We start from the raw sequence: 23,893 nt of genomic DNA on the forward strand, positions 1-23,893 counted from the left end.
CCCGCATGACTCACGATTTTGACCGCCTGTGGGACCGCTACCACACCGGTAGCCGCAAATGGGCGCAGTACGGTCCGCAGGTGCTGCCCCTGTGGCTGGCCGACATGGACTTCGCCGTGGCGCCAGCCATTGTCCAGGCCCTGGGCGAACGCCTGCAGCATCCGCTGCTGGGCTACAGCGTGGCCCAGGACGAGCTGCGCCAGACCCTGGTTCGCCACATGGCCCAGGCCTATGACTGGACCATCGACGCCCAGGACCTGGTGTTCCTGCCTGGCGTCGAACCCGGCATCAGCATGGCCCTCAAGGGCCTGGTGGCTCCGGGCGCGGGGGTGGTGGTGCAAACCCCCAACCATCAGCCGCTGCTGTCGTCCCCCGGGTATTGGCAACAGACGCCGGTGCAACTGCCATTCGAAGCCGACGGTAGCGTCGACCCGGCGCGCCTGGCCAGCGCCACCCGCGGCGCCGGCGCGTTCCTGCTGAGCAACCCGCACAACCCGCTGGGCAAGGTCTTCGAGCGCGCTGAGTTGCACGCCATCGCCGACGCCTGCGTGGCCAACGACCTGGTGCTGATCAGCGACGAGATCCATGCCGACATCCTCTTCGACGGCCGTCGGCATACCCCCATCGCCGCCCTGGGGCCGCAGATCGCCCGGCGCACGGTCACCCTGATGTCAGCCAGCAAGGCCTACAACATTGCCGGGCTGAAGACCGCCTTCGCGATCATCCAGGACCCCGAGCTGCGCCAGCGCTTCAACGCCAGCCGCCAAGGCATGGTCGACAGCGTCAACGTGCTGGGCCTGGTGGCCACCCAGGCCGCCTACGCCCAGGCCGGCGACTGGTTGCAACAGGCCAATGCCTACCTGCAAGGCAACCGTGACTTCCTCGTCGCACAACTGGCCCGGTGCTTTCCCGGCATCCACTTGCACAGCCCCCAGGGCACCTTCCTGGCCTGGCTCGATTGCCGGGCGCTGGAGCTGGGTAACCCGCAGCAGTTCTTCCTGCAGCAGGCCAAGGTTGCCCTCAGTGACGGCCGGGACTTCGGCCCAGCCGGCGCTGGCTTCGTGCGGCTGAATTTCGGCTGCCCGCGGGCCCTGCTCGCCGAGGGCCTGGACCGCCTGCAGGCCAGCCTGCAGGGCCGCTGAATGAACGCCCCTGCCCCGTTGCTGCAGGTCAGCGACCTGCACACCTGCTTCCACAGCCGTCGCGGTCCCCTCACCGTGGTGGCCGGGGTCGACCTGGCCGTGTACCCTGGCGAAGTGGTGGCGCTGCTGGGTGAGTCCGGCTGCGGCAAGAGCGCCACTGCGTTGTCGCTGATGGGCCTGATCCCACTCCGCAGCGGCCAGGTGAGCCAGGGCCAGATCCTGTTCAATGGCCAGGATTTGCGCCAACTGCGCCGTCGCCAGCTCGACGAGGTGCGCGGTCGCGACCTGGCGATGATTTTTCAGGACCCCATGAGCGCCCTCAACCCGGTGCTTAGCATCGGCCGGCAACTGCGCGAAACCCTGTGCCGGCACCTGCCGCTGGATGCCCGGGAGGCCGACCAGGAGGCTTTGCGCTTGCTCGCGGAGGTGGGCATTCCCCACCCCGCCGATTGCCTCAAGGCCTACCCTCACCAATTGTCCGGCGGCCTGTGCCAGCGGGTAATGATTGCCATGGCCGTCAGTTGCAACCCGCGCCTGCTGATCGCCGATGAGCCCACCACCGCCCTGGACGTGACCGTGCAGCGCCAGGTCATGCACCTGCTGGACGGCCTGCGCCGGCGCCGGGCCATGGCGTTGCTGTTGATTACCCATGACCTGGGGGTGGTGGCCCAGTATGCCGACCGGGCCCTGGTGATGTACCTGGGCCAAGTGGTTGAACAGGGCCCGGTGCAACGGCTGTTCGAACGCCCGGCCCACCCCTACACCCGTGCCCTGCTGGCGTCGATGCCCGACATCGATGCCAGCCCCGCACGCCTCCCGGGCCTGGCCGGGCAGGTGCCCGACCTGCACCAGCGCCCGGTGGGCTGCGCCTTCGCCGCGCGCTGCGGCCACGCCGATGACCGCTGTCGGGCCGAACGCCCGGCGCTGGCCGCGCTGACGGCCACGCGCCAGGTGCGCTGCTGGCACCCCTTGACCGAGTCCGCCTGATGAGCAATCCCCCCCTGTTGCAGGTCCGCAACCTGCGTAAACACTACACGCGCCCAAGCCGTGGCTGGCTGGCGCCCCCCGTGCACCACCGGGTGGTCGACGGCCTGGACTTCGACCTGGGGGCCGGCGAGACCCTGGGCCTGGTGGGCGAGTCAGGATGTGGCAAATCCACCACCGGCAAACTGGTGATGCGCCTCACACCCGCCAATGGCGGCCAGGTACACCTGGACGGCGTCGATCTGCTGGGCCTGCCACTGAAACAGTTCAACGCCTGGCGCCCGCAGTTGCAGATGGTGTTCCAGGACCCCGGCGGCTCGCTGAATCCGGTCTATACCGTAGCCCAGTCCCTGGAAGAACCACTCAAGGTGCATGCTCCGCACCTGAGCGCCAGCGATCGCCGCGACCGGGTGGCCGAGTTGCTGCAGCAGGTCGGCCTGGCCAGCAGCCACGGGCTACGCTACCCCCATGAGTTTTCCGGTGGCCAGCGCCAACGCATCGCCATTGCCCGCGCCCTGGCCCTGCAACCGCGAGTGATCGTGGCCGATGAGCCCGTGTCGGCACTGGATGTGTCGGTACAGGCCCAGGTGCTCAACCTCATGCAGGACCTCAAGGAACGCCACGGCCTGGCCTACCTGTTCATCGCCCACGACCTGGCGGTGGTACGGCACATGAGCCAGCGGGTCGCAGTGATGTACCGCGGCCGTATCGTCGAGAGCGCCCCGTGCGAGGCGTTGTACCGCACGCCCCTGCACCCCTATACCCGCTTGCTGCTGGAGTCGGTGCCCCGGCTGCGGGGAACGCCGACCACCGCCGTCGTGGCGATGCCCCAGGTACCGAGCGGGCCGGAGGCCTGCGCCTTTCACGACCGCTGCCCACGGCGCACCGCCCGCTGCGCCGAAGCCGCCCCGCTACTGCGCGAGGCAGCGCCGGCCCATAGCGTGGCGTGCCACCACCTGTGATCAGCCGGCGTTGACCACCACGCGGAAACCGTTGCCACGCCAGTAACCCTCAGGTTCCAGGCTGCCACGGTAGGTGCAGCAGGCCTTCCACGCCGGGCTGGAGAAACAGCCGCCGCGCAGTACCCGGCGCACCTCGGCCGGGGCATCCGGGGCTTCGCGGCCATCTTCCGCGTAAGGGTAGGCAAACCGGGGCGTGGCCATGTCCTCGCCCCACAACGTGGTAGTCCATTCCCAGACCTGCCCGCACAAGTCATCGCAGCCCCACGGCGAACGGCCAGCGGGGAACAGCCCCACCGCGCAAGTATCGTTGAGCGCCGCTTCTTCGCCATTGCCATGGTCGGGTGCCCAAGGGCCAGCCCAGGGATAGACATCGGCCTCTACCGACTCGGGCTGCGGGCCGCGGGCCGCGTATTCCCACTGCGGCTCACTGGGCAGGCACACCGTGTCGGTGGCAGCGATACGCCCTTGCGCCCGCCACTGCGCCGTCAACCAGGCGCAGTAGGCCATGGCGTCATGCCAGGTCAGGTCGACGGCCGGGGCATTGGCGCGCTCAGGCAAGCGGCCCTGCTCGCTGCGCCAGGGGCGGCCGGTGGCGGCGACAAAAGCCAGGTAATCCCGGTTGCACACCGGGGAGCGGCCGATCCTGTACGCGGCCATGGGCATCTGGCTCACCGGGGCCGAGTTGGCATGGCGCAGCGAGCCCAGGGTCAGGGTGCCCGCGGGCACTTCGACCAGTGCCTGCAAGTCGCGTGGGTCGCCCCAGCGCGCCAGCCATTGGGCAGCACTGACCCGCGACGCCAGGGGCTCGCGAGCGGTTTCAACCATGACCCGCAGCGCTGCCAGCAGCGTCTGGCGCGCAGCTGCCGAGGGTGCTGGCACCTGCTGGTGCAAGGCGCAGGCCAGCAACAACCCGGCCGCGCCGGCGGCAGGCAAGGCGCTGATCAGGTCATCAACCGGCACACCGGCCCTCAACCGCTCCTGGGCCAGATACAGCAGCGGCTCGGCCCAGCGCTGTGGTTCGCGGCGCAGGTGTGCGGCCAACACCGGGCCATCAGCCCCACGCCAGCGCCCCACCGAGAGCAGGTCCTGAACGTAGCGGCTGCGCAGCAGAGTGGTATCGCCAGCGGCCCGGGCGCCACGTTCGGCCAGGGCCAGTTCGCCAGGCGCGTCGCCCACCCCCAGCGCCAGGGCAAACGCTGCCGGCCGCGACAGCAGATGGGCGTCGCCGCGGGCCGCGAAGGATTCGGCCAGGGCCGGCCAGCGCTGGGCGATGAACGCCCGGCGCTGCTCGGCCTGCAATGGCAACAACCCGTGCCGTTGCCACTGCGCCGCCAACCCCCACTCGCGGCACGGCTCGCTGCGGCCCAGCAACAGCATGCGCAGCCGCGGAAAAGCCATCACATAAGGGGCTGCCTGGTTGAAGAACGTCTCGGCTTGCCAATGTTCTGCGCCGTCGATGATCAAGGTAACGGTGTACCCGGCCTCCAGGGCCGCCAGCGCCAGGCCACCCTCCTCGGCCAGCAGGCTGCTCAGCGTCACGGGGGCAGTGACCTGGTGGTACACCGGCAACACCGCCTCATCCCTCGCCAGATGGCGGAGCAGATGCCGGGCAAGGGTGCTCTTGCCACTCCCGGCCGGGCCGTGCAACAGCAACAGCGGCGCCTCGTCCACCAGTTGCGCGGCGCTGAAGTACACGGGCGGGCCCTTCTGCTGGTCGGCGACGAACGCACGCAAGCCCTTGGCCGCGCGGTCCTCATGGGTGTAGTCGAGCAGCAGCGGTACGTACCCGTCGGCCAGCGCCACCGGCTGCCCGGCCACCCGGTAAAGCGCCTCGTCAGCGCCCCGTGCCTGGCAGCGCGCGCGCCACAGGCACAGCCGTTGAGCCAGGTTCATCGGAACAGCTCGGCCACGGCCGGGTTGTGAAAGCGCTGGATCTCCAGGGCATACCCAGCCGGGTCCTCAAAGAAGAAATGCTCACAGTACGTCCCTCGCAGGATCGGCGACAGCCCCGCCACGCCCTTGGCCTGCAAGCGCTGGTGCCAGCCTTCGACGTCCTCGTCCACCAGGGTCAGCAATACTGCGCTACGGGGTTGAGCCTTGAGGTGGCCACGCTGGCCGTCGACGATGCCGAAGTAACTGTGCTCGCCCAGGCGGTAGATGCGGGCCACGCCCTGGTCCAGCACCAGCTCCAGGCCCAGCACCTGCTCGTAGAACTGGCTGATGGGCGCAAGGTCGTCGTAGTAGAAAAAGGTGATCGGGTAACGCGATGCCATGGTCGTCAACTCGTGTGCGGGAAGGGTTGGTCAGGGATGAATCAGCAGGTCGCCCTTGGCCCCCAGGGCCAGGCCAGCCAAGCCTGGGCGAACCCCGGCCACCACCACCGGGTGGAACAGGTACAGCCACGGCGGGTTGTGGTTCAGGCGGCGCAGGCACTGGCCGTAGGCCTGGGCACGCAGCCGCGCATCCAGGCACTGGTTGGCCTTGAGGATCAGGGGTTCGAGGGCCGGATCGTGGTAGCCCTGCCACCAGCTGCCGCGCACCTGGCTGGAAATCTTGTCGTTGAGCACCCGGAAAGTGCTGTGGGGCGAGGAGTCGAAGATAGCCACGTCGCCCATCTGCTTGCGGCCGATCTGACGGGCGTACTCGGGGCGGTCGGTCTGAACCTCGATGCGCCCGCGCAGGCCCACGGCCTGCAAGGCGTGCAGCACCTGTTCGGTGATCTGCAGGGCTTTTTCCGGCATGTATTCGGGGCTGCGCAACACGATCTCGGCGTTGCCGCCCACCTGGTCGAGCAAGGCCCGGGCCTTGGCCGGGTCATGGCTGATGGGCGCGATGCCGGCCTCGACGAAGCCGTTGTGCCAGGGGCTGACCACCGTGGCGGCCGGCTGGCCCAGGCCCTGGAACAGATCATCGATGATCGCCTGCGCGTTGACCGCGTGGTTTACCGCCAGCCTTGCCAGGGGGTGCTGGAACAAGCCGTCCGCGGCGTTCAGGTACTGCATCACCGACAGCGTATTGAGCTGGCGCAGCCAGGTCCAGGGCGCCCGGAAGTCCAAGGGCCGCTCACAGCGTTCCAGGTGGGTGGCGACGTCCACATCGCCTGTGGTCAGCCATTCATGGCGGGCCTGCGCGTCGGCGCAGGCGCGCAGTACCAGATACCGAGGCCCCTCGCCCGCGGCCACCCGTTGCAGGCATGCCTGCTGGCCGGCGGTGAACGCCGTGACCCGGTAAGGCCCGGTGCCCAGCACCGGTGCCTGCTGCTCATCGAAGCGGCAAATGAAGAACTCCGAGAATATCTCCAGAATATCCGCCACCGGCGTCTCGCACTGCATGCCCAGGGTGGTATCGCCCAAGGCGCTGAACCGAACCTCGCTCAGGTAGCGGGCATACGCCCATGGCATGCCGAAGGTATCGGTGGACTGCAGGATACCCTCGATGAAGGCCAGGATATGCTCGGCGCGGCAGGCCACGCCGTCGTGAAACCGCGCACCTGGGCGAATCTTGAAACGCCACTGACGGCCATCCGCCGATACCTGCCAACTGCCCAGCAGGCCGGGCGCCACCTGCCCGTTCTGCCAGCGGCACAGTGGCTCCATCACCAGGTTCTTCAGGGTCAGGATGCTGGTGTCGTCGGTGACACGGTGGGGTGGGAAGAAATCGACCTTTTCCAGGGCAATGGTCAGGGTCTCGGGGGCGGAACGTGCACTCATCGTGAACTCCGTGTCTTGGGGTTCGACCAGCTGGCCAGGGCGTCGCCGATCAGGTTGAAAGCCAGCACCGTGGCCAGGATTGCCAGCCCCGGCGCCAGGGCGATCCACGGCGAGCGGTCGAGGTATTGCAGGTTGGCGGCCAGGTCCGCCCCCCATTCGGCCTGCGGTGCCTGGGCGCCCAGGCCCAGGTAGCCGAGGCTGGCGGTCTGCAGGATGGCGCTGCCCACGGCCAGGGATGCCTGCACCAACAGCGGCCCCAGGCCATTGCGCACCACGTAGTGCCAGAGAATGTGAGGGTGAGGCAGGCCCATGGAGATCGCCGCGTCCACATAGGGCCGCGCACTGATGCTCAGCGCCTGGCCGCGCGCCACCCGGGCGAAACCGGGGGCCAGGCTGATGGCCACGGCCAGCATGGCATTGACCAGGCTGGGGCCCAGGCAGGCGGCCAGGGCAATGGCCAGCACCAGCGAAGGGAACGACAGCAGCGCATCCACCAGGCGCATCATCAGCGCGTCAACCCAGCCACCGCAGTAGCCGGCCAGGGTGCCGAACGTGGCGCCCACGGTGAACGCCAGGGCCACCACCGCGCAGCCGACCGCCAGGGTATAGCGCCCGCCGTACAGCAAGCGGCTGAGCACATCGCGGCCAAACAGGTCGGTGCCCAGCCAGTGCCGGGCGTCGGGGGCGACGAAGCGCTCGCTGACCGCCAGGGTATTGGGCCCATAGGCCAGCCACAGCGGCACCACGGCGATGCCGACGAGAATGGCCAGCAGCATCAGCGCCCCGACGACCGCCAGGCGGTTGGTGCGGGCGAAGTAAACCAGTTCGTGCATCAGTGCCCCCTGTGGCGCAAGCGCGGGTCCGCCACGCCGTAAAGCAGGTCGACCAGCAACGACACCAGCATGTACAGCAACGCGAACACCAGGGTGGTGCCCTGCAGCACCGGGTAGTCGCGGTTATGAATGGCATCGAGCATGAAGCGCCCTACCCCCGGCCAGGCGAACACGGTCTCGGTAAGGATGGCGCCGCCGAGCATGTCGGCGAAATGCAGGCCTATGACGGTAATGGCCGGCAGCAAGGCGTTGCGCAGGGCATGCACGCCCACCACCCGCCATTCGCCCAGGCCCTTGGCCCGCGCGGTACGCACGAAAGGTTCGCCCAGTGCTTCGAGCAGGCTGTTGCGCACATAGCGCGCCACCACCGCGGCCAGGAACGAGCCCAGCACCAGGGTGGGCATCAGCAGGTGCAGGCAGGCGTCCCAGGCTGCGGCAGGCTGGCCAGCCAGAAGGAAGTCGAGCGTGGCCAGGCCGGTGACCGGCTCGGTGATGTAATAAGGGCTGGTGCGCCCTGAAATGGGCAGCCAGCCCAAGTGAATGCTGAACAGTGTCTGCAGCATCAGCGCCAGCACGAAGGCTGGCATCGACACGCCCGCCAACGACAGCACGCGCAAGGCCTGGTCCAGCAGGCTGTCGACCCGCATGGCGGCCACCATCCCCACGGGGATCCCCACCAGTAGCGCCAGCAGCGTGGCCAGCACGGTCAACTCCAGGGTAGCCGGTAGACGCCGGGCGACCTCGGTCAGCACGGGCTGCCCGGTCTTCAACGACATGCCCAGGTCACCGTGCGCCAGGCGCCCCAGGTAGGCGCCGAATTGCACGTACAGCGGCTGGTCCAGCTGCAACTGGCTGCGCAGTGCGCTGATCTGCTGCTCGCTGGCATCGGGCCCCAGCAGCGCCACCGCGGGGTCGCCAGGCAGGTTGCGGGCCAGGGTGAAGATCATCAGCAACACCAGCACCAGCACTGGCACGGCGGTCAACAGGCGACGGCCGAGAAAACTGTTCACGGTGCGGGGCCCTCCTTGTACACCGACCAGTACTCAACCAGCGGCGGTGCGCTGTTGAGCGCCAGGCCCTGCACCTGGGGGCGCTTGAACAGGATGAGGTTGTTGCTGAACAGGTACACTGCCGGCACCCGCGCCATCAGCTGCTGCTGCAGCTGGCTGTACAGTTGCTTGCGCAGGCTGGCGTCGGCAACGCTGCGGGCCTGCACGATCAGGCCATCCAGCGCCGGGTCGGGCGGCATGCGAAATGTCATGGCCGAGCGCGCCAGGCTCGACATATAGCCCTGGGTAATATGGGCATCGGGGTCGTTGTACCAGGGCTGGCGACCGTCCAGCGCGATATCGAAATGACCAGCCACGTGACGGGCGCGCAACAGCGAGAATTCGCTCTGCTCGATGCGCACGTCAATGCCCACTTCAGCGAAGTTGGCCTGCAGGAAGGTGGCCACGCTGGTCCACATCGCGCCCTGGAAACCATACAGGGTCAACTTCAGCCTGCCCGGCGGGTAACCCGCTTCGGCCAGCAGTTGCCGGGCCTTGGCCGGGTCATGGTGAAAGGCCGTGGCCTGCATGGCTGGGTCGAACGCCCAACTGGCCGTGGGCAGCGGCCCGTACACACGCTCCACGACACCACCGAGAATGCCGTTGACCAGGCCGTCGTAGTCCACCGCCCAGGCCATGGCCTGGCGCACCCGCAGGTCGTGCACGGGGCTGTCAGGGTTGTCGTTGTTGAAGTCCAGTTGGCGGATGATCTGGCTGCGCGCCTGCACGACCTGCACTTTGTGGTCTTCGGCGAAGGCCTGGATGTCATCCGTGGGAATGGTAGCGAGTTGGCTGATGGGTGGGCTGACATCGACCCCGCCGTAGCGCAATTCCAGGCGCCGGGTGGAGGCATCGGGAATGACTCGGTAGACGAGCCGCTGCAAGCGCGCAGGGCCGCGGAAATAGTCGTCGTTACGCTCCAGGATCAACTCGTTGTCCGGGCTGTAGCGGCGCAGCCGGAAGGCCCCGGTACCGCTGGGCTGCTGGCCGGGGCGCAGGCCGGCGACCTTGACGACCGCCGCCTGGGGCTGGGCCAGCAGCGCCGCGAAGGTGGGCATGGGTTCAGCCAGGTCAATGCGCAGGGCCAGCGGGCCGGTCACCTCGATACGCTCGATGGCCCTGAAGCTGGCGGCCAGGAACGGGTTAAGCCGCGCGGCCCGGTTCAGGGATTGTTGCACCGCCTGTGCGTCCAGTGCCGTGCCGTCCTGAAACCGCACGCCGGGGCGCAGGGTCAGGCTCAGTTGACGGCCATCGGCGCTCAGCGCCCACTGGCTGGCCAGCCGGCCTTCCAAATGATCGAACGCCGGCGGCGCCCACGCCAGCAGAGTATCGAACAGGTTGAGGATGACTTCACTGCCCACCGGTTCCGCCTTGTTGGTGGCCGGATCCAGCCCCACCGGGTCGGAGGGCACGGCTATGACCAGAGTCTGCAGTTGCGCCTTATCGTCCGGGGCCTGGCACGAGGCCAGACATAGCAAGGCAAGAAATAACGCTAGACGGCGCAAGCAGAGAACCTCGGAAGGCGTGATATTCCTTGTAATATATCAGTGGGTGTGGGTGAAGGTTAAAGAGCAATAAGTGCTTAAGTTATAACGGAAATGGTTTTTTTGGGGGGGTGCATGGCTTGATTGTTCTGGCGCCCTTGAGACCGAGCGCCGCCCGCGCAGCGCTTCGCGAGCAAGGGCGCCAGAAGAGTCAAGCCATGCACCTATCAGCCCCAACCCGGGTGTAAGACAGGCCCATCGGAGGTTCTTCGATATTCCTCGCTGGGGATTGCATCAGGGCGTCCATGCGCTAGGCGATGGTGTTGTGGCGTTCTTGAGATCGAGCGCCGCCCGCGCGGCGCTTCCCGGCCAAGGCCGGTCCCACATCTGTTTCGGGCCAATTTTGCCTGTGAGATCACCGCGACCGCCTTATTGGCACCCACACAGATCTGCGGTGAACCTACAAAGCGGACCAAGTGATGCCACAGACATAACTGGCCCGAAACAGATGTGGGACCGGGTTTACCCGGGAAGCGCCGCGCGGGCGGCGCTCGGTCTCAAGGGCGCTAGAAGAATCAAGCCATGCACCTATCAGCCCCGACCCGGGTGGAAGACAGGCCCATCGGAGGTTCTTCGATATTCCTCGCTGGGGATTGCATCAGGGCGTCCATGCGCCAGGCGATGGTGTTGTGGGGTTCTTGAGATCGAGCGCCGCCCGCGCGGCGCTTCCCGGCCAAGGCCGGTCCCACATCTGTTTCGGGCCAATTTTGCCTGTGAGATCACCGCGACCGCCTTGTTGGCACCCACACAGATCTGCAGTGAACCAACAAAGCGGACCAGGTGATCTCAAAGGCATAACTGGCCCGAAACAGATGTGGGACCGGGTTTACCCGGGAAGCGCCGCGCGGGCGGCGCTCGGTCTCAAGGGCGCTAGAAGAATCAAGCCATGCACCTATCAGCCCCGACCCGGGTGGAAGACAGGCCCATCGGAGGTTCTTCGATATTCCTCGCTGGGGATTGCATCAGGGCGTCCATGCGACAGGCGATGGTGTTGTGGCGCTCTTGAGATCGAGCGCCGCCCGCGCGGCGCTTCCCGGCCAAGGCCGGTCCCACATCTGTTTCGGGCCAATTTTGCCTGTGAGATCACCGCGACCGCCTTGTTGGCACCCACACAGATCTGCAGTGAACCAACAAAGCGGACCAGGTGATCTCAAAGGCATAACTGGCCCGAAACAGATGTGGGACCGGGTTTACCCGGGAAGCGCCGCGCGGGCGGCGCTCGGTCTCAAGGGCGCTAGAAGAATCAAGCCATGCACCTATCAGCCCCGACCCGGGTGGAAGACAGGCCCATCGGAGGTTCTTCGATATTCCTCGCTGGGGATTGCATCAGGGCGTCCATGCGCCAGGCGATGGTGTTGTGGGGTTCTTGAGATCGAGCGCCGTCCGCACGGCGCTTCCCGGCCAAGGCCGGTCCCACATCTGTTTCGGGCCAATTTTGCCTGTGAGATCACCGCGACCGCCTTATTGGCACTCACACAGATCTGCAGTGAACCTACAAAGCGGACCAAGTGATGCCACAGACATAACTGGCCCGAAACAGATGTGGGACCGGGTTTACCCGGGAAGCGCCGCGCGGGCGGCGCTAGATCTGAAGAGCAACACAACACCATCGCCCAACACCCAAGCCCTACACCGAAGCAGCCCGCAGCGCCCCCGCCCGCAGCAACCATCGTTGCCCCACCCACGACAGCAGCATGGCCACCGCCAGGGCAACCATCACCGCCTGGTAGCCCTGCAACAACGCCCCCGGCGCCGCCACCTGGGCGGGGCCTGTGTAGTGGTGCAACAGGCTGACGCCCAACGCCAGGCCCAGGCCACCCCCTACGTTGTGCAAGGTCATCAGCGACCCGACCGCCACTGAACCGAACTGCTCGGGCACGGAACTCACCCCCAGCACGGTCGAAGGTCCCAGCAGGCACGCCCAGCCCAGGCCCATCACGGCAAACGCCGCCAGCACATACGCCAGTGATGTCTCGGCGCTGAAGGCGATCTGCAACAAGGCCGATACGGCGAACAGCAGCAGCCCAGTCTGGATCAGCACCGCCGGGCCCTTGCGGTCTACCAGGCGGCCGACCCACGGCGACAGCAGCGCCACGCCCAGCGTGGTGGGCAATAGCAGCAGGCCGCTGGCCTGGGTGTCGGCACCGCGCACATGGGTGAGGTACAACGGCATGACGAAAAACGCCACGCAGTAAAACACCGCCAAGGTGAAGCTGGCAGCCACCGCCGCCACAAAGCGCCGGTTGACGAACAGGTGCAGGTTGATCACCGGCGAAGCCACACGCAATTCCACCCACACGAACAGCCCCAGCACCACCACCGCCACGGCCAGCAGCCCAAGGCTCAGGGGCGACCCCCAGCCCCAGGTGCCGCCCTGCACGATCAGCAGCACCAGGCTGGGCAAGCCAATCAGCAGCAAGGCCGCACCGGCCCAGTCCAGCCGGGCGTCCTGCTCATCGGCACGGGACTCGTCGACGTTGAGGGCGATCACCACCAAGCTGAGCAGCACGAACGGCACGTTGATGAGGAAAATCCACGGCCAGCCGAATGCCTGGGTCAGCACGCCGCCCAGCACCGGCCCCACGGCCAGGCCCACGCCGTTGAAACCGAACAGCACGCCAAACGCCTTGCCCTGTTCCTGTGGGGCGAAGGCCTGGGCGACGATGGCCCCCGATGCCGTGTACAGCACCGCGCATGCCAGGCCCTGGGCCACGCGCGCACCGATCAGCAGCCACGGCCCCGACGCCAGTCCCGCCACCAGCGAAGCCAGCCCGAACACCACCAGCCCCAGGGATAGCACGCGCTTGCGGCCATGCAGGTCGGCCAGGCGGCCCACCAGTACCATGAAGCTGGACATGGCCAGCAGGAAGGCATTGATCACCCATTGCAAGGTATCGACCGACACGTCCAAATGCGCTTGCAGCGCCGGCAACGCGGTGTTGACGATGGTAAAGTCCACGCACCCCAGGAAGCTGGCGATGCTCACACCCGCCAGCGCCCACCACTTGCGGTGCCCGTTTGTTGAATGACTCATGGTTAACTCCAGACAAGGCCGGGGCGACGTGCCGCCTCAGCGCTATTCAAATGGCAAACGCGGCAGTGGCCCAGATCGGCCGGCTCACTGCGGGCACTGGCTGGTCAACCACGGCAGCGCGTTTCTTGAATTTCAACGACAGCCAGTGGCCGTGCGCCGGGTGGTGCGGTTCGACGAACAACTGCCGCGTGGCCGCCATGGCGCGGGTCATGGGCTGGGGGTAGACGACGAAGTCGATGCCCTGGGACGCCCACAGCGGCATGATGATCGGGCATTCCTCGATCAGGTAGTTCAGGCAGCGAAACCGTGCCTCTTCAAGGTCAGCCTCGGGGTCGCGCTTGTGCAGGCGGTCGAGGAACAGGCCAATGGTGCCGTTGACCTCGGCACGGTAATCGCGGTTGTTCTCGTACTCGAACTGCACCCGGTCCAGCAGCGGCCGGTAACCGGGGTCGAGCAAGCATTCCTCCCAGCGCAGAATCCTGGTCACCGTGGCCAGGCGATTGATCGCCCCCTGGTTGCGTGCCAGCCACTGCTCGCCCGAGGCGGCGCTGACCTTGTACACCTCCTCGTAGCTGTAATTGCTGAGGTTATGGCGCTGCAGGATATCGGCCACGGCAATGGTGCAGGAGGCAAAGCCCTGGCGGTTGACCAGGTCGATGGTGGCTTCGAACTTGCCACCCTCGTGGTAGTCCTGGCCGACGCTGATCAGCAACAGGGCGTGCTTGCCCCGGTAGTCATGGGTCAGGTCCGTCTCGAAGGCCGCTTTATAAGTAGCGCTGCTCATGGTCTAGCTCCAGAAGATCAAGGGGGATTGCTCGCCGAAATAACCGATGAAGCTGGACAGGGTTATGCGCGGCGACGTGTGCACGGGGCGTACAGCGTGGATGAAGCGTGGGTTGATGATGATCAGGTCGCCGTCCTCGGGCGGGTGGTGAAATCCGCGGGCCGCAGGCGGTCGCGGTCGATGCCGTAATGGCGGTCACTCTTGAGGGCCAGGTATTCGGGCGCCGTGGGGCGGATGTCCCATACCTCCAGCTCGCCGCCCTGCTGGGGTACCTGCAGGTAGATGTTCACCGACAATTGCGCCTGCAGGTTCACCTGCAAGTGCGCGGGCAGGTTCCACTCCAGCTTGTCGATGTGCGGGCACAGGTCGATGCCCGGTTCCTGGTAGCGACACACGCCGGTGAAGCATTTCTGGCCGTCCACATCCAGCAGGTGCGCGCCCCGCGGCCAGGCTTCGTCCAGGCGCAGGCGAAACTCGTCGATAGGCGACACATAGGGTTTGAACGCGTTGCGCACGCGCTGGATATTGGCCCGCGCAGCCTCGTGGTAGGCCTGGCGTACCTCGTCGGTCTTGACCTCGGCATAGGCGATACCCAACCGGGTGAACTCCCGGGCATGGCCCAGGGCTCCGCGCTCCGGATGGTCGAACAGCTGCGCGCGGGCCGCCTCCAGGCTCGGCTGGCTGACGAAGCCAGGAATGCGAATGCCATAGACGCGGTGCGCCAGCAGGTCCTGGATCAGTTGCGGTGCAAGCGCATCGGCGCTGATGGTAGCGAGCATTTACCTTCCTCCTTGGCAGTCGAACCAAGCCCCAATGCCGGGCTCAGTGGTCAAAACGGTTGTCGAAATACGCCGGGGCGTCGACGCGCCGGTTGATGATGTGTTCGTCCAGGTACAGGTCCGCTGCGGCCTGCAACTGGCTGACGACCGTCGCGTCGATGGCGATGCGGTGCGGTTTGGATTCCAACGTGGACAGCCGGTGAAACTCGGCCGGCAACCCCGTGTGCGCCGATTGCTGGCCGGCGTAGGCGTCGACATTGCGGTTGGCCCACTGGTAGGCGCGGTCGATGCGCGCCAGCAGGTCGGCGATCAGCGCCTGCTTGCTGGCGATGGCCTTGTCGTTGGCGACGATCAGCACGTTGCCGGCGAACAGCTTCTCGCCGCTGGCGAGCACGCGGGCATGGTCCTGCAACTGCACCATGCTGGTGTAGGGGTCCCAGGTGGCCCAGGCGTCGGCGCGACCATTGTCCAGCAGCAGCCGCGACTCCCCTGGGGGCAGGAAAATGAACTGCGCATCGCGGCTGTGCAGCCCGGCCTGACGCATGGCCGCCAGCGCCAGGAAATGGCCGATGGAACCCCGGGTGGTGACGATCCGCTTACCGGCCAGGTCGGCGACCTGATGCAACGGCGAATCCTGCTTGACCACCACCGCGACCATGGTCGGGGTCACCTGCAGCTTGATCACCGCCACGGTGTGAATCGGCGCCTTGGCCGCCACCGCGAAAATGAACGGCGCATCCCCCAACGCCCCTACGTCAGCGGCGTCGGCGCCCAGCGCCTCGGCGATCGGCGGCGCGGCCGGGAATGAGGAAAACTCGATGCGGTACGGCAGGTCGTCGAGTTCACCCGCTGCCTGTAGCAAGATCTTCAGCGAGTCTTTCTGGCTGCACACCCGCAGTACGTCCTGGCCCTGGGCCGACCCGGCCAGCAACAGCCCGGTCAGCAGCACCCACTGCCAGACGCGGTTCAAAACGCCACGCTCACGCGGCCGTAGTAGAAACCACCGCCGAAGCCGTAAGGAGAAAACATGCCGTACTCATAGGTACCGGCCCAGGTGCGAATGCCCTTCTTGTCGGGGTACACGTCGAACAGGTTGTTGGCCCCCAACGCCACGGTGACGTGATCGGTAAGGTCATAGGCCACGTCCAGGTCGGTGATCCACTTGGCGCTGTAGGTACGGTCGTTCTCCGGCAAGTTAGAGCCTTCGGTGTACTGCCCGTAGCGAGTCAGGGTCAAGTTGACGTTCCAGGCCGCCACCCGATAACGGGTGTTGGCGATCCACTTGTCCTTGGGGGTGGCGCGCGTAAGGTCAATCTGTTGCTGGCGGTCGAACAGCACGTAGCCGGCGCCCAGGCTGGACAGTTGCGCAGGGTTGTCCGCCAGGCTGCGGATGCTGTTCTTGTTGTGGTTGTAGGCTAGGCTGAATTTAGCCTCGCCGTAGGCTTCCAGCGGCTGGGTGTACTCGGCTACCACGTCGACGCCCTGGGTGCGGGTGTCGGCGGCATTGGCGTAGTACTGCCCGGCCAGGTTGGCGGGCAAGCCATTGGCGACCAGGATGCTGGACACGGCGGAGCCGCTGAGTACGCCGGTCTGCAGGATGCGGTCATCGATGTCGATCAGGTACCAGTCGGCGGTCATGCGCAGCCGCGGCATAGGCTCGGCGGTCAGGCCCAGACTGTAGCTCATGGAGGTTTCCGGCTTCAGTGCCTTGGCGCCCAGGGCGATGGCTTCCGCCGAGTCGGGGCGCATCTGCTTGGTGCGGACCACGCTGGTGGCACCGCCCGCACCGAACTGGGTGATGCTGCTGGTGGTGGAAAACTCTTCCTGGGCCAGGGACGGCGCGCGAAAGCCCTTGCTGACGGCAGCGCGCACGGCATAACCGGGGAGGAATTCGTAGCGGGTAGTGAACTTGCCACTCGTGGTTTCACCGATGCCCTGGTTGTAGCTTTCATGGCGCACCGCGGTCCCCACGTACCAGTTCGGGGTCAGGTTCAAGCCCAGGTCCAGGTAGCCTGCCGTGCTGTGTCGGTCGGCGCGCCCGGCGTCCTCGGGGCTGGTGCCAGCCACGGAAAACAACCCCGGGTCGGGCACACGGCCGGCGAAGGGGCCCGTGGGTATCACGTAGCTGCCCTGGTTATAGGAGCTGGGCTCGCCCTCCTCCAGGGTGAATTGCTCCCAGCGGTATTCGACGCCGACCGAGGTCTGCAGCGGGCTGCTCCAGCCGATGTCCAGGGCGCGGGTGAAATCCAGGTTGTTGGTCCACTGGTCGAAGATCTCGTTGCCCAGGTGAAAGCGCTGCTGGCTGAAGTCGGGCCCGTTGGAGATGTTCAGGTTGTTGTCGGTATACAACTGCGCGCGGTCGCGACCGTAGCTGCTGGACAGGTCCCAGTCCCAGCCGCTGACCAACCCCTTGAGCCCGGCAGTGGCCTGGTAGTCCACTTCCTCGATTTCCCGGCGGGCCTGGCCGCCATTGCCGTACGGCGCGCCCTCCACGCCGGCCAGGCTGGTGATGTCGGTGGGCTTGCGGTGGCCCAGGTCCTTGTTGCTGTTGCGGTAGCTGAGGGTGGAGAACGAGTACAGCTTGAGAGCGTCCTGCAACGGCAGCTCCAGGTTGTAGGCGGTGCTGGCCGTGCGGTCGCGGCCCAGACCGTATTCGTTGCCCCAGCCATGACGGTTGCTTTCGCGCGGGTCCGGGGTGCCGTCGGCCTGGTTGAAATACAGCTGGCCCGTGGCCCCTGCATCGCGGATATAGGGCTCCTGCACCTTGCCATCCAGCGACAGGTTGAAGAAGCCGCCGTCGCCCAGTGGGCTGCCAATATTGGCGGCCTGGTGGCCGGTGGTGCCATCGCCATCGTAGTACTGGCCGAGGGACGTGTCGGAACTGGCGCCCTGTGCATCGCGCTTGAGAATGATGTTGATCACCCCGGCGATGGCGTCGGAGCCGTATTGCGCCGCAGCACCATCGCGCAGCACTTCGATACGCTCGACCGCGGCCGTGGGGATGAGATCCAGGTCCACGGGGGCCGAAGCGTTGCCGACGCGGGCGTTGTTGTTGATCATCGCCGTGTTGTGGCGGCGCTTGCCGTTGACCAGGATCAGCACCTGGTCACCTCCCAGGCCGCGCATGCTGATGCCGCGAACCAGAAAACCGGTACCGCCGCCGTTGAAGGTGGGCACGTTCATGGAGGGAATCAGGCGCGCCAGGATTTCCTTCAAGCCACTCTTGCCGGTGGCCGTCAGTTGTTCGCTGGTATAGACATCGATGGGGACCGGGCTGTCGGTCAGGGTGCGCTGCTGGGTACCGCGCACCCCGGTGACCACCACGGTATCAAGGGCATCCTCTGCCTTGATCGGGACGCTGAGGGCGCTGGCCGCCAGCAGCAGGCCGGCGGCGGGCAAAGGACGAAACAACACACGGGCAGTTTGGCTCATCAGTGGCAATCCGTTTGATCATTCTTTTTATCCTTGACGCCCTGAGGCGCCGACTGTGATCCCGTGGTTGGGTGGAATGATCTTAGGATCCAACTCTTAATGAGAGAAATACATAAAGCTCATAAGCTAATATTAATTTTCAGATACGTTGTTTTACTTGACATTCAGCTGCCAACTGAATGCTCAGCCAACCAACTTGAAGGTCAAGGCATTGTCTTCGCACTGGCGGGTGAAATGCTCCACCCCCAGCGGCCGGCTGAGGAAAAACCCTTGGGCTTCCTGGCAGCCGTACTCGCGCAGCAGGCTCAGGCAACGAAAAGTCTCGATGCCTTCGGCCACCGTGCGGTACCCCAGCTCGGCCGCCAATTGCAGCACCGAGCGGGCGATGACGCGGTTGCGCGGGCTGGTTTCAAGGTCGGTGACCAGTGACTTGTCCAGCTTCAGGATATTGGCGGGGATTTCATGCAGGTAGGCGAAATTGCTGTAGCCAGTGCCAAAATCGTCAATCGCGACATCAACGCCCAGCTCGCGGATCTCGGTCAACTGCGCGATGACCCGTTTGTCCGCCCTGATCCATTCGCCCTCGGTGATCTCTACCTCCAGGCGGCGGGGGGCGATCCGGTGCCGACGGCACCCATCGGCCAGCACCGCGGCGATGTCCAGCCCCTGGAAGTCCTGGGGTGAAAGGTTGAGCGACAACCGAATATCGCGGTCAGCCCAGCCGCTGAGGTCCGCCAGCGCCCGGTCCACGACCCAGCGGGTGACCGCGCTGATCTTCCCGGCACCTTCGAGCAGCGGAATGAACTCTGCCGGCGACAGCCGCCCCAGCCTGGGATGGCACCAGCGGATCAATGCCTCGGCGCTGAGCACCGCACCATCCTGCAGGCTGAAGCGCGGCTGGTAATCCAGGTAGACATCACCATTGGCCAGCGCCTGGGGGAAGTCGTTGAGCAGATCCAGGGCGCGGCGCTGGGCCCCGTCCTGTGCTTCGTCATACACCGCCCAAGCCCGTTGACGGTTGGCGTCGATGGCCAGGGACTGGCTGGCTTTGCCCATCAGGCTGACCACCGTCTGGCTGCCGGTATCGCACGTGGCCAGGCCCACCCGCAGCACCTGGTCGCCAAAGGGCTCGGTCACCAGGACCAGCAGCGCGCGAAACAGCTCCTGGTGTCGGCGCGCGGTACAGCTCAACTGCAGGCAAAAATCCCGTTCGCCCACGTGATACAGCTCAGCGACCCCCTCCAGGCGCCGCCGCAAACGCTCGGCGACGTCGCGACGCCATTGCTGCAGCGCCAGGCTGTCAACGTCTTCAAGTGACCGGGTGACGGGCAGGTCCTGCACCTGAATCACCACCACCAGGCGCACGCAGTCGAGGCTCAGCGGCAGCTCGCGGGTGTCCAGCAACATCTGATGCACGTTAGGCAGACCGCTGACGGCGTCACGGTACTTGAGCAACTGGCGCTGCTCGATCTGTACCATGACCAGCTCGGCGAAATCCTCGAGCGCCGCCACCTCCTCGGGTTCCAGCTCGCGCGAGGCTTTGTCCACCAGGCACAGGCTGCCCAGCACCAGGCCCTGGCGGTTGCGCAACGGCGCACCGGCGTAGAAGCAGATACCCTCGGCGGCGGTGACCAGGGCGTTATCGACGAAACGGGGGTCGCGCCGGGCGTCCGGCACCTGCATCACGCCTCGTTGGGCGATGGTGTAGCGGCAGAACGATTGCTCGATAGGCGTCTGGCTGGGGTCGAAACCCACCCGCCCGGCGAACCACTGACGGTCTTTTTCCACCAGCGAGATCAACACCGTGGGCACACGGAAATGCGCGGCCGCCAGCCGGCACAGGCGGTCGAAGTTTTCCGTGCCTGCGGTTTCCAGCCATTGCAGGGCATGGACGGCGGCGAGGCGGGTCTTCTCGGGGTCTGACCAACTGCTCATGACAACGTGTTCCTGAAACGGGCGTGAAGTAGATGATAGCCAAATGATATCTATCTGTGTGTGCCTTCAGAGTACCGTTGGGCCGGAAGGTTTCCAGCGGCCCCTGCGCTTCGTAGAAAAACCCGCCATTTGGTCTGCACGCCCTGACACAGACCTTAGGCGCATTGACATGGACGCAGGCGAATTTCGACCTATGCTGGCAGAAACCAAAAACACACGTGTCACGGTATCTTCGAGTGACTGCCATGATTCATCCGAGCCGACCGCGCCGCCGCCCAGGCCCGCACGCCCTGCTGCTCTTCTGCGCCGGGTGGCTGACGGCCGTGCTCGGCGGCACGTGCCAGGCGGCCGCCGCCAACCCGGTCGACCTGTACCTGCCCGACGCCCCGCCCCTGAGCATGCCCGGTCCGGCCACCGGGCATGGCATCGTCGGCGATGCCACGCTCAAGGCGGCAGCGCTGGCAGGCGTGGACGTGAACCTGATCCTCCAACCCTGGCCGCGGGCGCAGCTGAGCGTGCGCGACGGCAGCAACCACCTGATCATCCCCCTGTCCCGCACCCCGGATCGGGAAGCGCATTACACCTGGATCGCCCCCATCATGAGCATGGACCGAGCGTTCTTCAGCCTTGGGGCGCCCGTGGACAGCTTCGAGCAAGCGCGCAAAACCTATCGGCGCATCGCCGTGGGCATGGGCAGCGCCCAAGAGCAGAAACTGCGCGACGAGGGCTTCGCGGATGGCCAGATCTACCCGGTGAAGATCGGCGAGAACCCCGCCCAACTGCTGTTGCTGGGCCGCGTGGATGCCTGGTTCAACGGCGTTCCGGAAACCCGCTACATCTGGCGCGGTGTGTCTGATCGCCCCTTGCAGATGAGCCCGCCACTGATGAACACCGACCTGTACCTGGCCTGCTCCAGAGTGTGTGACGCAGCACTTGTGCAGCGCCTGCGACGGGTGATCGAGGATTTGCGCAACGACGGCACCCTCAAGCGCATCGCCGATGCGTACCTGGACGAAACCTCAGGGTCGCTGGCGAAATGAACGGCGCTGAACACTGATATTCTGTCGCCCCTGCCCCCGACACTGAACGCCATCATGACGATCGAACCACCCGCCCTCACCGCACGGGATGTCGCGCAACTGCTCAGGGAAGCCGTCTTCGGGCGGCTGGCGATGAGCGCGGCTCACGAGCCCCCACGCGACGACCGTGTACTGGTCACCATTGAAGGCTGGCGCCTGACGCTCGACTGGGCCGGCGATGAAGTGGGCGTCTGCACCGAATGCCTGGGCGCCGATGGACGCAGGTGGCAACTGGCGGGCGGTGATCGGTATGGCACCGATCCGGTGGCGTTGTTATCGACGTGGGAGCATGGAGCGCTGGGCCGGCTGCTGAAGGCGTTGTGAGGACTCACTCCACTACCCTGGCATGATCAGCCTTCAACAATCACGATAAAGTCCATTCCCGGCACATCCTGCAACTGGATCTTCACCGGCACCCCCGCAAACTCTTCACCTGCGTATTCCTTGGCCCGTGTCACTGCGTCCACGGCCGCTTTGGACCACAGGTGTAACTCCACGACCTTCTCGCCATCGCGGCGGTGTTGCGCGATCTCATCAACGATACGTTGCTTCATGCTGTTTCCTTTGAGTGAAGGGCCGCGACATGCCGGCCCTCATTGGGTGGTGATGATACCACCGCCGCTATCTGCACTTCCTGGCACCGTCAATCATGCATTGTGCACGGTAGCGTCATCCTGTGTGCTCGTGTAACAGGTTGATAATCATGGGTATTGGCATGTGCACAAGGGTGGAACGAGATATGCACGACCTCAAGTCCTGCAGCGCCAGACCACCCAAGCGTCTGGCCTGCCACCCGTGAGAGAGGACGTGACAATGAATGCAATCGACCTGCTGAAGGCTGACCATGAGCGAGTGAAGGCCATCCTCAATGAACTGAGCGAGTCCACCGAGCGCGGCGTGAAGAAGCGCACTGACCTGCTGGCAAAACTGGAAAGGGAAATCACGCTGCACACCCAGCTCGAAGAAGAGATCCTGTACCCGGCGTTCAAGGCTGCCGGCAGCAAGGAGCAGGACGTGATGTACTACGAGGCCAAGGAAGAGCACCGCACCGTCGACTCGTTGGTACTGCCCGACCTCAAGAACACCGACCCCGCCACGCCCGAGTTTTCCGGACGGGTAAAAGTCGTGAAAGAGCTCCTCGAACACCATATCGAAGAGGAAGAGTCGGAAATGTTTCCACAGGCCCGCAAGTTGCTGGGTAAAGCCCTGCTGGACGAGATGGGCAAGCAGATGGAGGCTGCCCAGACGGCGTTCAAGAAAGGTTCACGCCACGACGCCGCCGCTTGACCCCTGCCCCTGCCCGGCGCCGCGCCGGGCAGCACCCACCGGCTGCCCCGAGTCGGCAGTATTCCGCTGAGTTCCATACGCCCCCGCCTTGCCCCTCTGCGCAACACAATCAATGACGCTATTCACCCACGTTGCTTATTGCTGAAACCATGGGAAAACGACCGCCAGTCCGATTTCCCTGCCGGGCGTGACCGACAGTCAGCCCAAAGGGATTAACTGTAACGGCAGGTATCGTTCCCGTCGGTCTCGTCGCGCCAAGATAAATGTAATACCCGGCAACTTTGCCCACTCGGACTTAGTGTGAACAGGGTATTTGCCATTTCGGCGAGGCCCGGGTTCACCCGGCCTGAGAGGTTCCGACCATGTTCCTGCACAATAAAAGACTGCAATACACCGTACGCGTCGCCCAACCCAACCCTGGCCTCGCCAACCTGCTGCTTGAGCAGTTCGGTGGCGCCCAGGGTGAATTGGGGGCCGCCGCTCGCTACTTCACCCAAGCGCTGGCCGAGGATGATCCAGGCCGCAAAGACATGCTGCTGGACATCGCCACCGAGGAGCTCAGCCACCTTGAGATCGTCGGTTCGATCATCGTCATGCTCAACAAGGGCGCCAAAGGCCATCTGGCTGAAGGTGTGGATAAAGAAGGCGAGCTATACCGCGCCATCAACGGGGCGGGCAACGACTCGCACATTACCGCCCTGCTGTATGGCTGCGGCGCACCGCTGACCAATTCCGCCGGAGTGCCCTGGACCGCGGCCTACGTCGACACCATCGGCGAGCCCACCGCCGACCTGCGTTCCAATATCGCCGCCGAGTCGCGGGCCAAGATCGTGTATGAGCGGCTGATGAACGTGACGGACGATCCTGGCGTGAAAGAGGCGCTGGGTTTTCTGATGACCCGTGAGATTGCCCACCAGTTGTCCTTCGAAAAAGCCCTGCACGCCATCCAGCCGAACTTCCCCCAAGGCAAGCTGCCCGGCATGCCGGAGTTCACCCAGGTGTACTTCAACTTCTCCCAGGGCGAGGGCGACATGCGTGGCCCATGGAACCAGGGTGAAGAATGGGAATTCGTGGAAAGCCCTGAACCTGCCGTGGACGGCGGTGACGGCGGCGCCTCGGTGCAATTGGACGAAGAGGACGCCGCGCTGTTGTCGCAGCTCAGCGACCGCACCCAGTCCGACCCCACCAGCGACCCGATTACCGGCGCCGACCTGGGCTCCGGCGGGCAACCCGAGCCCGAGCTGTAAAAGCGCCTTGGTGCCCGCCGACCTCTGTAGCTGACACCGCATGCGCCGCCGACGCGGCCTTGCGGCCAACGCTGAAGGCCGGCGCGAGGTCT

Annotated in this window: 20 protein-coding genes; 7 read left to right on the top strand and 13 right to left on the bottom strand. The window is 65.6% G+C overall.

The features are described 5' to 3' along the window. The first annotated feature begins 5 nt into the window (after nt 1-5). Genes HWQ56_RS18195 through HWQ56_RS18205 form a run of 3 tightly spaced genes read left to right on the top strand, consistent with a single transcriptional unit; the run spans nt 6 to nt 3,088 of the window. A complete protein-coding gene (locus HWQ56_RS18195) occupies nt 6-1,142 on the top strand; it encodes a MalY/PatB family protein (protein ID WP_176571382.1) in 1,137 nt (378 codons plus the stop codon). Then, a complete protein-coding gene (locus HWQ56_RS18200) occupies nt 1,143-2,129 on the top strand; it encodes an ABC transporter ATP-binding protein (RefSeq protein WP_176571383.1) in 987 nt (328 codons plus the stop codon). Continuing rightward, on the top strand, nt 2,129-3,088 hold the full coding sequence (locus HWQ56_RS18205; protein WP_176571384.1) for an ABC transporter ATP-binding protein: 960 nt from the start codon (nt 2,129-2,131) through the stop codon (nt 3,086-3,088). The genes HWQ56_RS18200 and HWQ56_RS18205 overlap by 1 nt, the downstream gene beginning before the upstream one ends. Here HWQ56_RS18205 and HWQ56_RS18210 read toward each other — a convergent pair whose 3' ends face one another. From HWQ56_RS18210 to HWQ56_RS18265, 12 genes are all read right to left on the bottom strand, one after another. Beyond that, nucleotides 3,089-4,981 carry a formylglycine-generating enzyme family protein gene (locus tag HWQ56_RS18210; RefSeq protein WP_176571385.1) on the bottom strand — a complete coding sequence of 631 codons (1,893 nt, stop codon included), beginning with the start codon at nt 4,979-4,981 and terminating at the stop codon, nt 3,089-3,091. Continuing rightward, nucleotides 4,978-5,361, bottom strand: a complete 384-nt coding sequence (locus HWQ56_RS18215) for a VOC family protein (protein WP_176571386.1) — start codon at nt 5,359-5,361, stop codon at nt 4,978-4,980. The genes HWQ56_RS18210 and HWQ56_RS18215 overlap by 4 nt, the downstream gene beginning before the upstream one ends. Before the next feature lie 30 nt (nt 5,362-5,391). Then, nucleotides 5,392-6,798 (bottom strand): ABC transporter substrate-binding protein, encoded by a 1,407-nt coding sequence (locus tag HWQ56_RS18220; RefSeq protein WP_176571387.1) that lies wholly within the window; start codon nt 6,796-6,798, stop codon nt 5,392-5,394. Continuing rightward, entirely contained in the window at nt 6,795-7,631 is an 837-nt protein-coding gene (locus HWQ56_RS18225) for an ABC transporter permease (protein WP_176571388.1), read from the bottom strand. The genes HWQ56_RS18220 and HWQ56_RS18225 overlap by 4 nt, the downstream gene beginning before the upstream one ends. Continuing rightward, on the bottom strand, nt 7,631-8,641 hold the full coding sequence (locus HWQ56_RS18230) for an ABC transporter permease (RefSeq protein ID WP_176571389.1): 1,011 nt from the start codon (nt 8,639-8,641) through the stop codon (nt 7,631-7,633). The genes HWQ56_RS18225 and HWQ56_RS18230 overlap by 1 nt, the downstream gene beginning before the upstream one ends. Beyond that, nucleotides 8,638-10,092: an ABC transporter substrate-binding protein gene (locus HWQ56_RS18235; protein WP_176571390.1), complete on the bottom strand. Its 1,455-nt coding sequence runs from the start codon at nt 10,090-10,092 to the stop codon at nt 8,638-8,640. The genes HWQ56_RS18230 and HWQ56_RS18235 overlap by 4 nt, the downstream gene beginning before the upstream one ends. Nucleotides 10,093-11,851: 1,759 nt before the next feature. Then, nucleotides 11,852-13,258: an MFS transporter gene (locus tag HWQ56_RS18240; RefSeq protein WP_176571391.1), complete on the bottom strand. Its 1,407-nt coding sequence runs from the start codon at nt 13,256-13,258 to the stop codon at nt 11,852-11,854. A 46-nt stretch (nt 13,259-13,304) separates the two neighbouring features. After that, nucleotides 13,305-14,042 (bottom strand): tRNA-dependent cyclodipeptide synthase, encoded by a 738-nt coding sequence (locus HWQ56_RS18245; protein WP_158158151.1) that lies wholly within the window; start codon nt 14,040-14,042, stop codon nt 13,305-13,307. A 122-nt stretch (nt 14,043-14,164) separates the two neighbouring features. Continuing rightward, entirely contained in the window at nt 14,165-14,821 is a 657-nt protein-coding gene (locus tag HWQ56_RS18250) for a 2OG-Fe(II)-dependent halogenase WelO5 family protein (RefSeq protein WP_245217777.1), read from the bottom strand. Between the two features lie 43 nt (nt 14,822-14,864). Beyond that, nucleotides 14,865-15,791, bottom strand: coding sequence for an ABC transporter substrate-binding protein (locus HWQ56_RS18255; RefSeq protein WP_176571392.1), 927 nt, complete (start codon nt 15,789-15,791; stop codon nt 14,865-14,867). Then, complete coding sequence (locus tag HWQ56_RS18260; protein ID WP_176571393.1) at nt 15,788-18,253, bottom strand: TonB-dependent receptor plug domain-containing protein; 2,466 nt, start codon at nt 18,251-18,253, stop codon at nt 15,788-15,790. Before HWQ56_RS18260 ends, HWQ56_RS18255 begins: the two co-directional genes overlap by 4 nt. A 183-nt stretch (nt 18,254-18,436) precedes the next feature. Beyond that, complete coding sequence (locus HWQ56_RS18265) at nt 18,437-20,188, bottom strand: sensor domain-containing diguanylate cyclase (protein ID WP_176571394.1); 1,752 nt, start codon at nt 20,186-20,188, stop codon at nt 18,437-18,439. Between the two features lie 245 nt (nt 20,189-20,433). On the opposite strand from HWQ56_RS18265, the gene HWQ56_RS18270 reads away from it, so the two are divergent. Further along, nucleotides 20,434-21,228: a substrate-binding periplasmic protein gene (locus HWQ56_RS18270; RefSeq protein WP_176571395.1), complete on the top strand. Its 795-nt coding sequence runs from the start codon at nt 20,434-20,436 to the stop codon at nt 21,226-21,228. A 54-nt stretch (nt 21,229-21,282) separates the two neighbouring features. Further along, nucleotides 21,283-21,591: a DUF7693 family protein gene (locus HWQ56_RS18275; RefSeq protein WP_176571396.1), complete on the top strand. Its 309-nt coding sequence runs from the start codon at nt 21,283-21,285 to the stop codon at nt 21,589-21,591. 26 nt (nt 21,592-21,617) lie between these two features. Here HWQ56_RS18275 and HWQ56_RS18280 read toward each other — a convergent pair whose 3' ends face one another. Beyond that, the gene (locus HWQ56_RS18280) at nt 21,618-21,821 is read right to left on the bottom strand and encodes a hypothetical protein (protein WP_158158157.1); all 204 of its coding nucleotides are present in this window, start codon (nt 21,819-21,821) and stop codon (nt 21,618-21,620) included. Between the two features lie 259 nt (nt 21,822-22,080). Between HWQ56_RS18280 and HWQ56_RS18285 the strand changes: the two genes are divergently transcribed. After that, complete coding sequence (locus HWQ56_RS18285) at nt 22,081-22,554, top strand: PA2171 family ribosome-binding persister protein (protein WP_176571397.1); 474 nt, start codon at nt 22,081-22,083, stop codon at nt 22,552-22,554. A 362-nt stretch (nt 22,555-22,916) separates the two neighbouring features. Beyond that, complete coding sequence (locus HWQ56_RS18290; RefSeq protein ID WP_176571398.1) at nt 22,917-23,801, top strand: manganese catalase family protein; 885 nt, start codon at nt 22,917-22,919, stop codon at nt 23,799-23,801. Nucleotides 23,802-23,893: the final 92 nt, after the last annotated feature.

It is taken from the genome of Pseudomonas eucalypticola (genome assembly GCF_013374995.1).
Taxonomy (GTDB): domain Bacteria; phylum Pseudomonadota; class Gammaproteobacteria; order Pseudomonadales; family Pseudomonadaceae; genus Aquipseudomonas; species Aquipseudomonas eucalypticola.

Bases quoted from the DNA above. Each gene is read 5' to 3' on its own strand.
- HWQ56_RS18210 (WP_176571385.1), bottom strand. From the start codon at position 4,981: ATGAACCTGGCTCAACGGCTGTGCCTGTGGCGCGCGCGCTGCCAGGCA.
- HWQ56_RS18225 (WP_176571388.1), bottom strand. From the start codon at position 7,631: ATGCACGAACTGGTTTACTTCGCCCGCACCAACCGCCTGGCGGTCGTC.
- HWQ56_RS18275 (WP_176571396.1), top strand. From the start codon at position 21,283: ATGACGATCGAACCACCCGCCCTCACCGCACGGGATGTCGCGCAACTG.
- HWQ56_RS18250 (WP_245217777.1), bottom strand. From the start codon at position 14,821: ATGCTCGCTACCATCAGCGCCGATGCGCTTGCACCGCAACTGATCCAG.
- HWQ56_RS18220 (WP_176571387.1), bottom strand. From the start codon at position 6,798: ATGAGTGCACGTTCCGCCCCCGAGACCCTGACCATTGCCCTGGAAAAG.
- HWQ56_RS18215 (WP_176571386.1), bottom strand. From the start codon at position 5,361: ATGGCATCGCGTTACCCGATCACCTTTTTCTACTACGACGACCTTGCG.
- HWQ56_RS18205 (WP_176571384.1), top strand. From the start codon at position 2,129: ATGAGCAATCCCCCCCTGTTGCAGGTCCGCAACCTGCGTAAACACTAC.
- HWQ56_RS18265 (WP_176571394.1), bottom strand. From the start codon at position 20,188: ATGAGCAGTTGGTCAGACCCCGAGAAGACCCGCCTCGCCGCCGTCCAT.
- HWQ56_RS18260 (WP_176571393.1), bottom strand. From the start codon at position 18,253: ATGAGCCAAACTGCCCGTGTGTTGTTTCGTCCTTTGCCCGCCGCCGGC.
- HWQ56_RS18280 (WP_158158157.1), bottom strand. From the start codon at position 21,821: ATGAAGCAACGTATCGTTGATGAGATCGCGCAACACCGCCGCGATGGC.
- HWQ56_RS18290 (WP_176571398.1), top strand. From the start codon at position 22,917: ATGTTCCTGCACAATAAAAGACTGCAATACACCGTACGCGTCGCCCAA.
- HWQ56_RS18245 (WP_158158151.1), bottom strand. From the start codon at position 14,042: ATGAGCAGCGCTACTTATAAAGCGGCCTTCGAGACGGACCTGACCCAT.
- HWQ56_RS18240 (WP_176571391.1), bottom strand. From the start codon at position 13,258: ATGAGTCATTCAACAAACGGGCACCGCAAGTGGTGGGCGCTGGCGGGT.
- HWQ56_RS18270 (WP_176571395.1), top strand. From the start codon at position 20,434: ATGATTCATCCGAGCCGACCGCGCCGCCGCCCAGGCCCGCACGCCCTG.
- HWQ56_RS18285 (WP_176571397.1), top strand. From the start codon at position 22,081: ATGAATGCAATCGACCTGCTGAAGGCTGACCATGAGCGAGTGAAGGCC.
- HWQ56_RS18195 (WP_176571382.1), top strand. From the start codon at position 6: ATGACTCACGATTTTGACCGCCTGTGGGACCGCTACCACACCGGTAGC.
- HWQ56_RS18200 (WP_176571383.1), top strand. From the start codon at position 1,143: ATGAACGCCCCTGCCCCGTTGCTGCAGGTCAGCGACCTGCACACCTGC.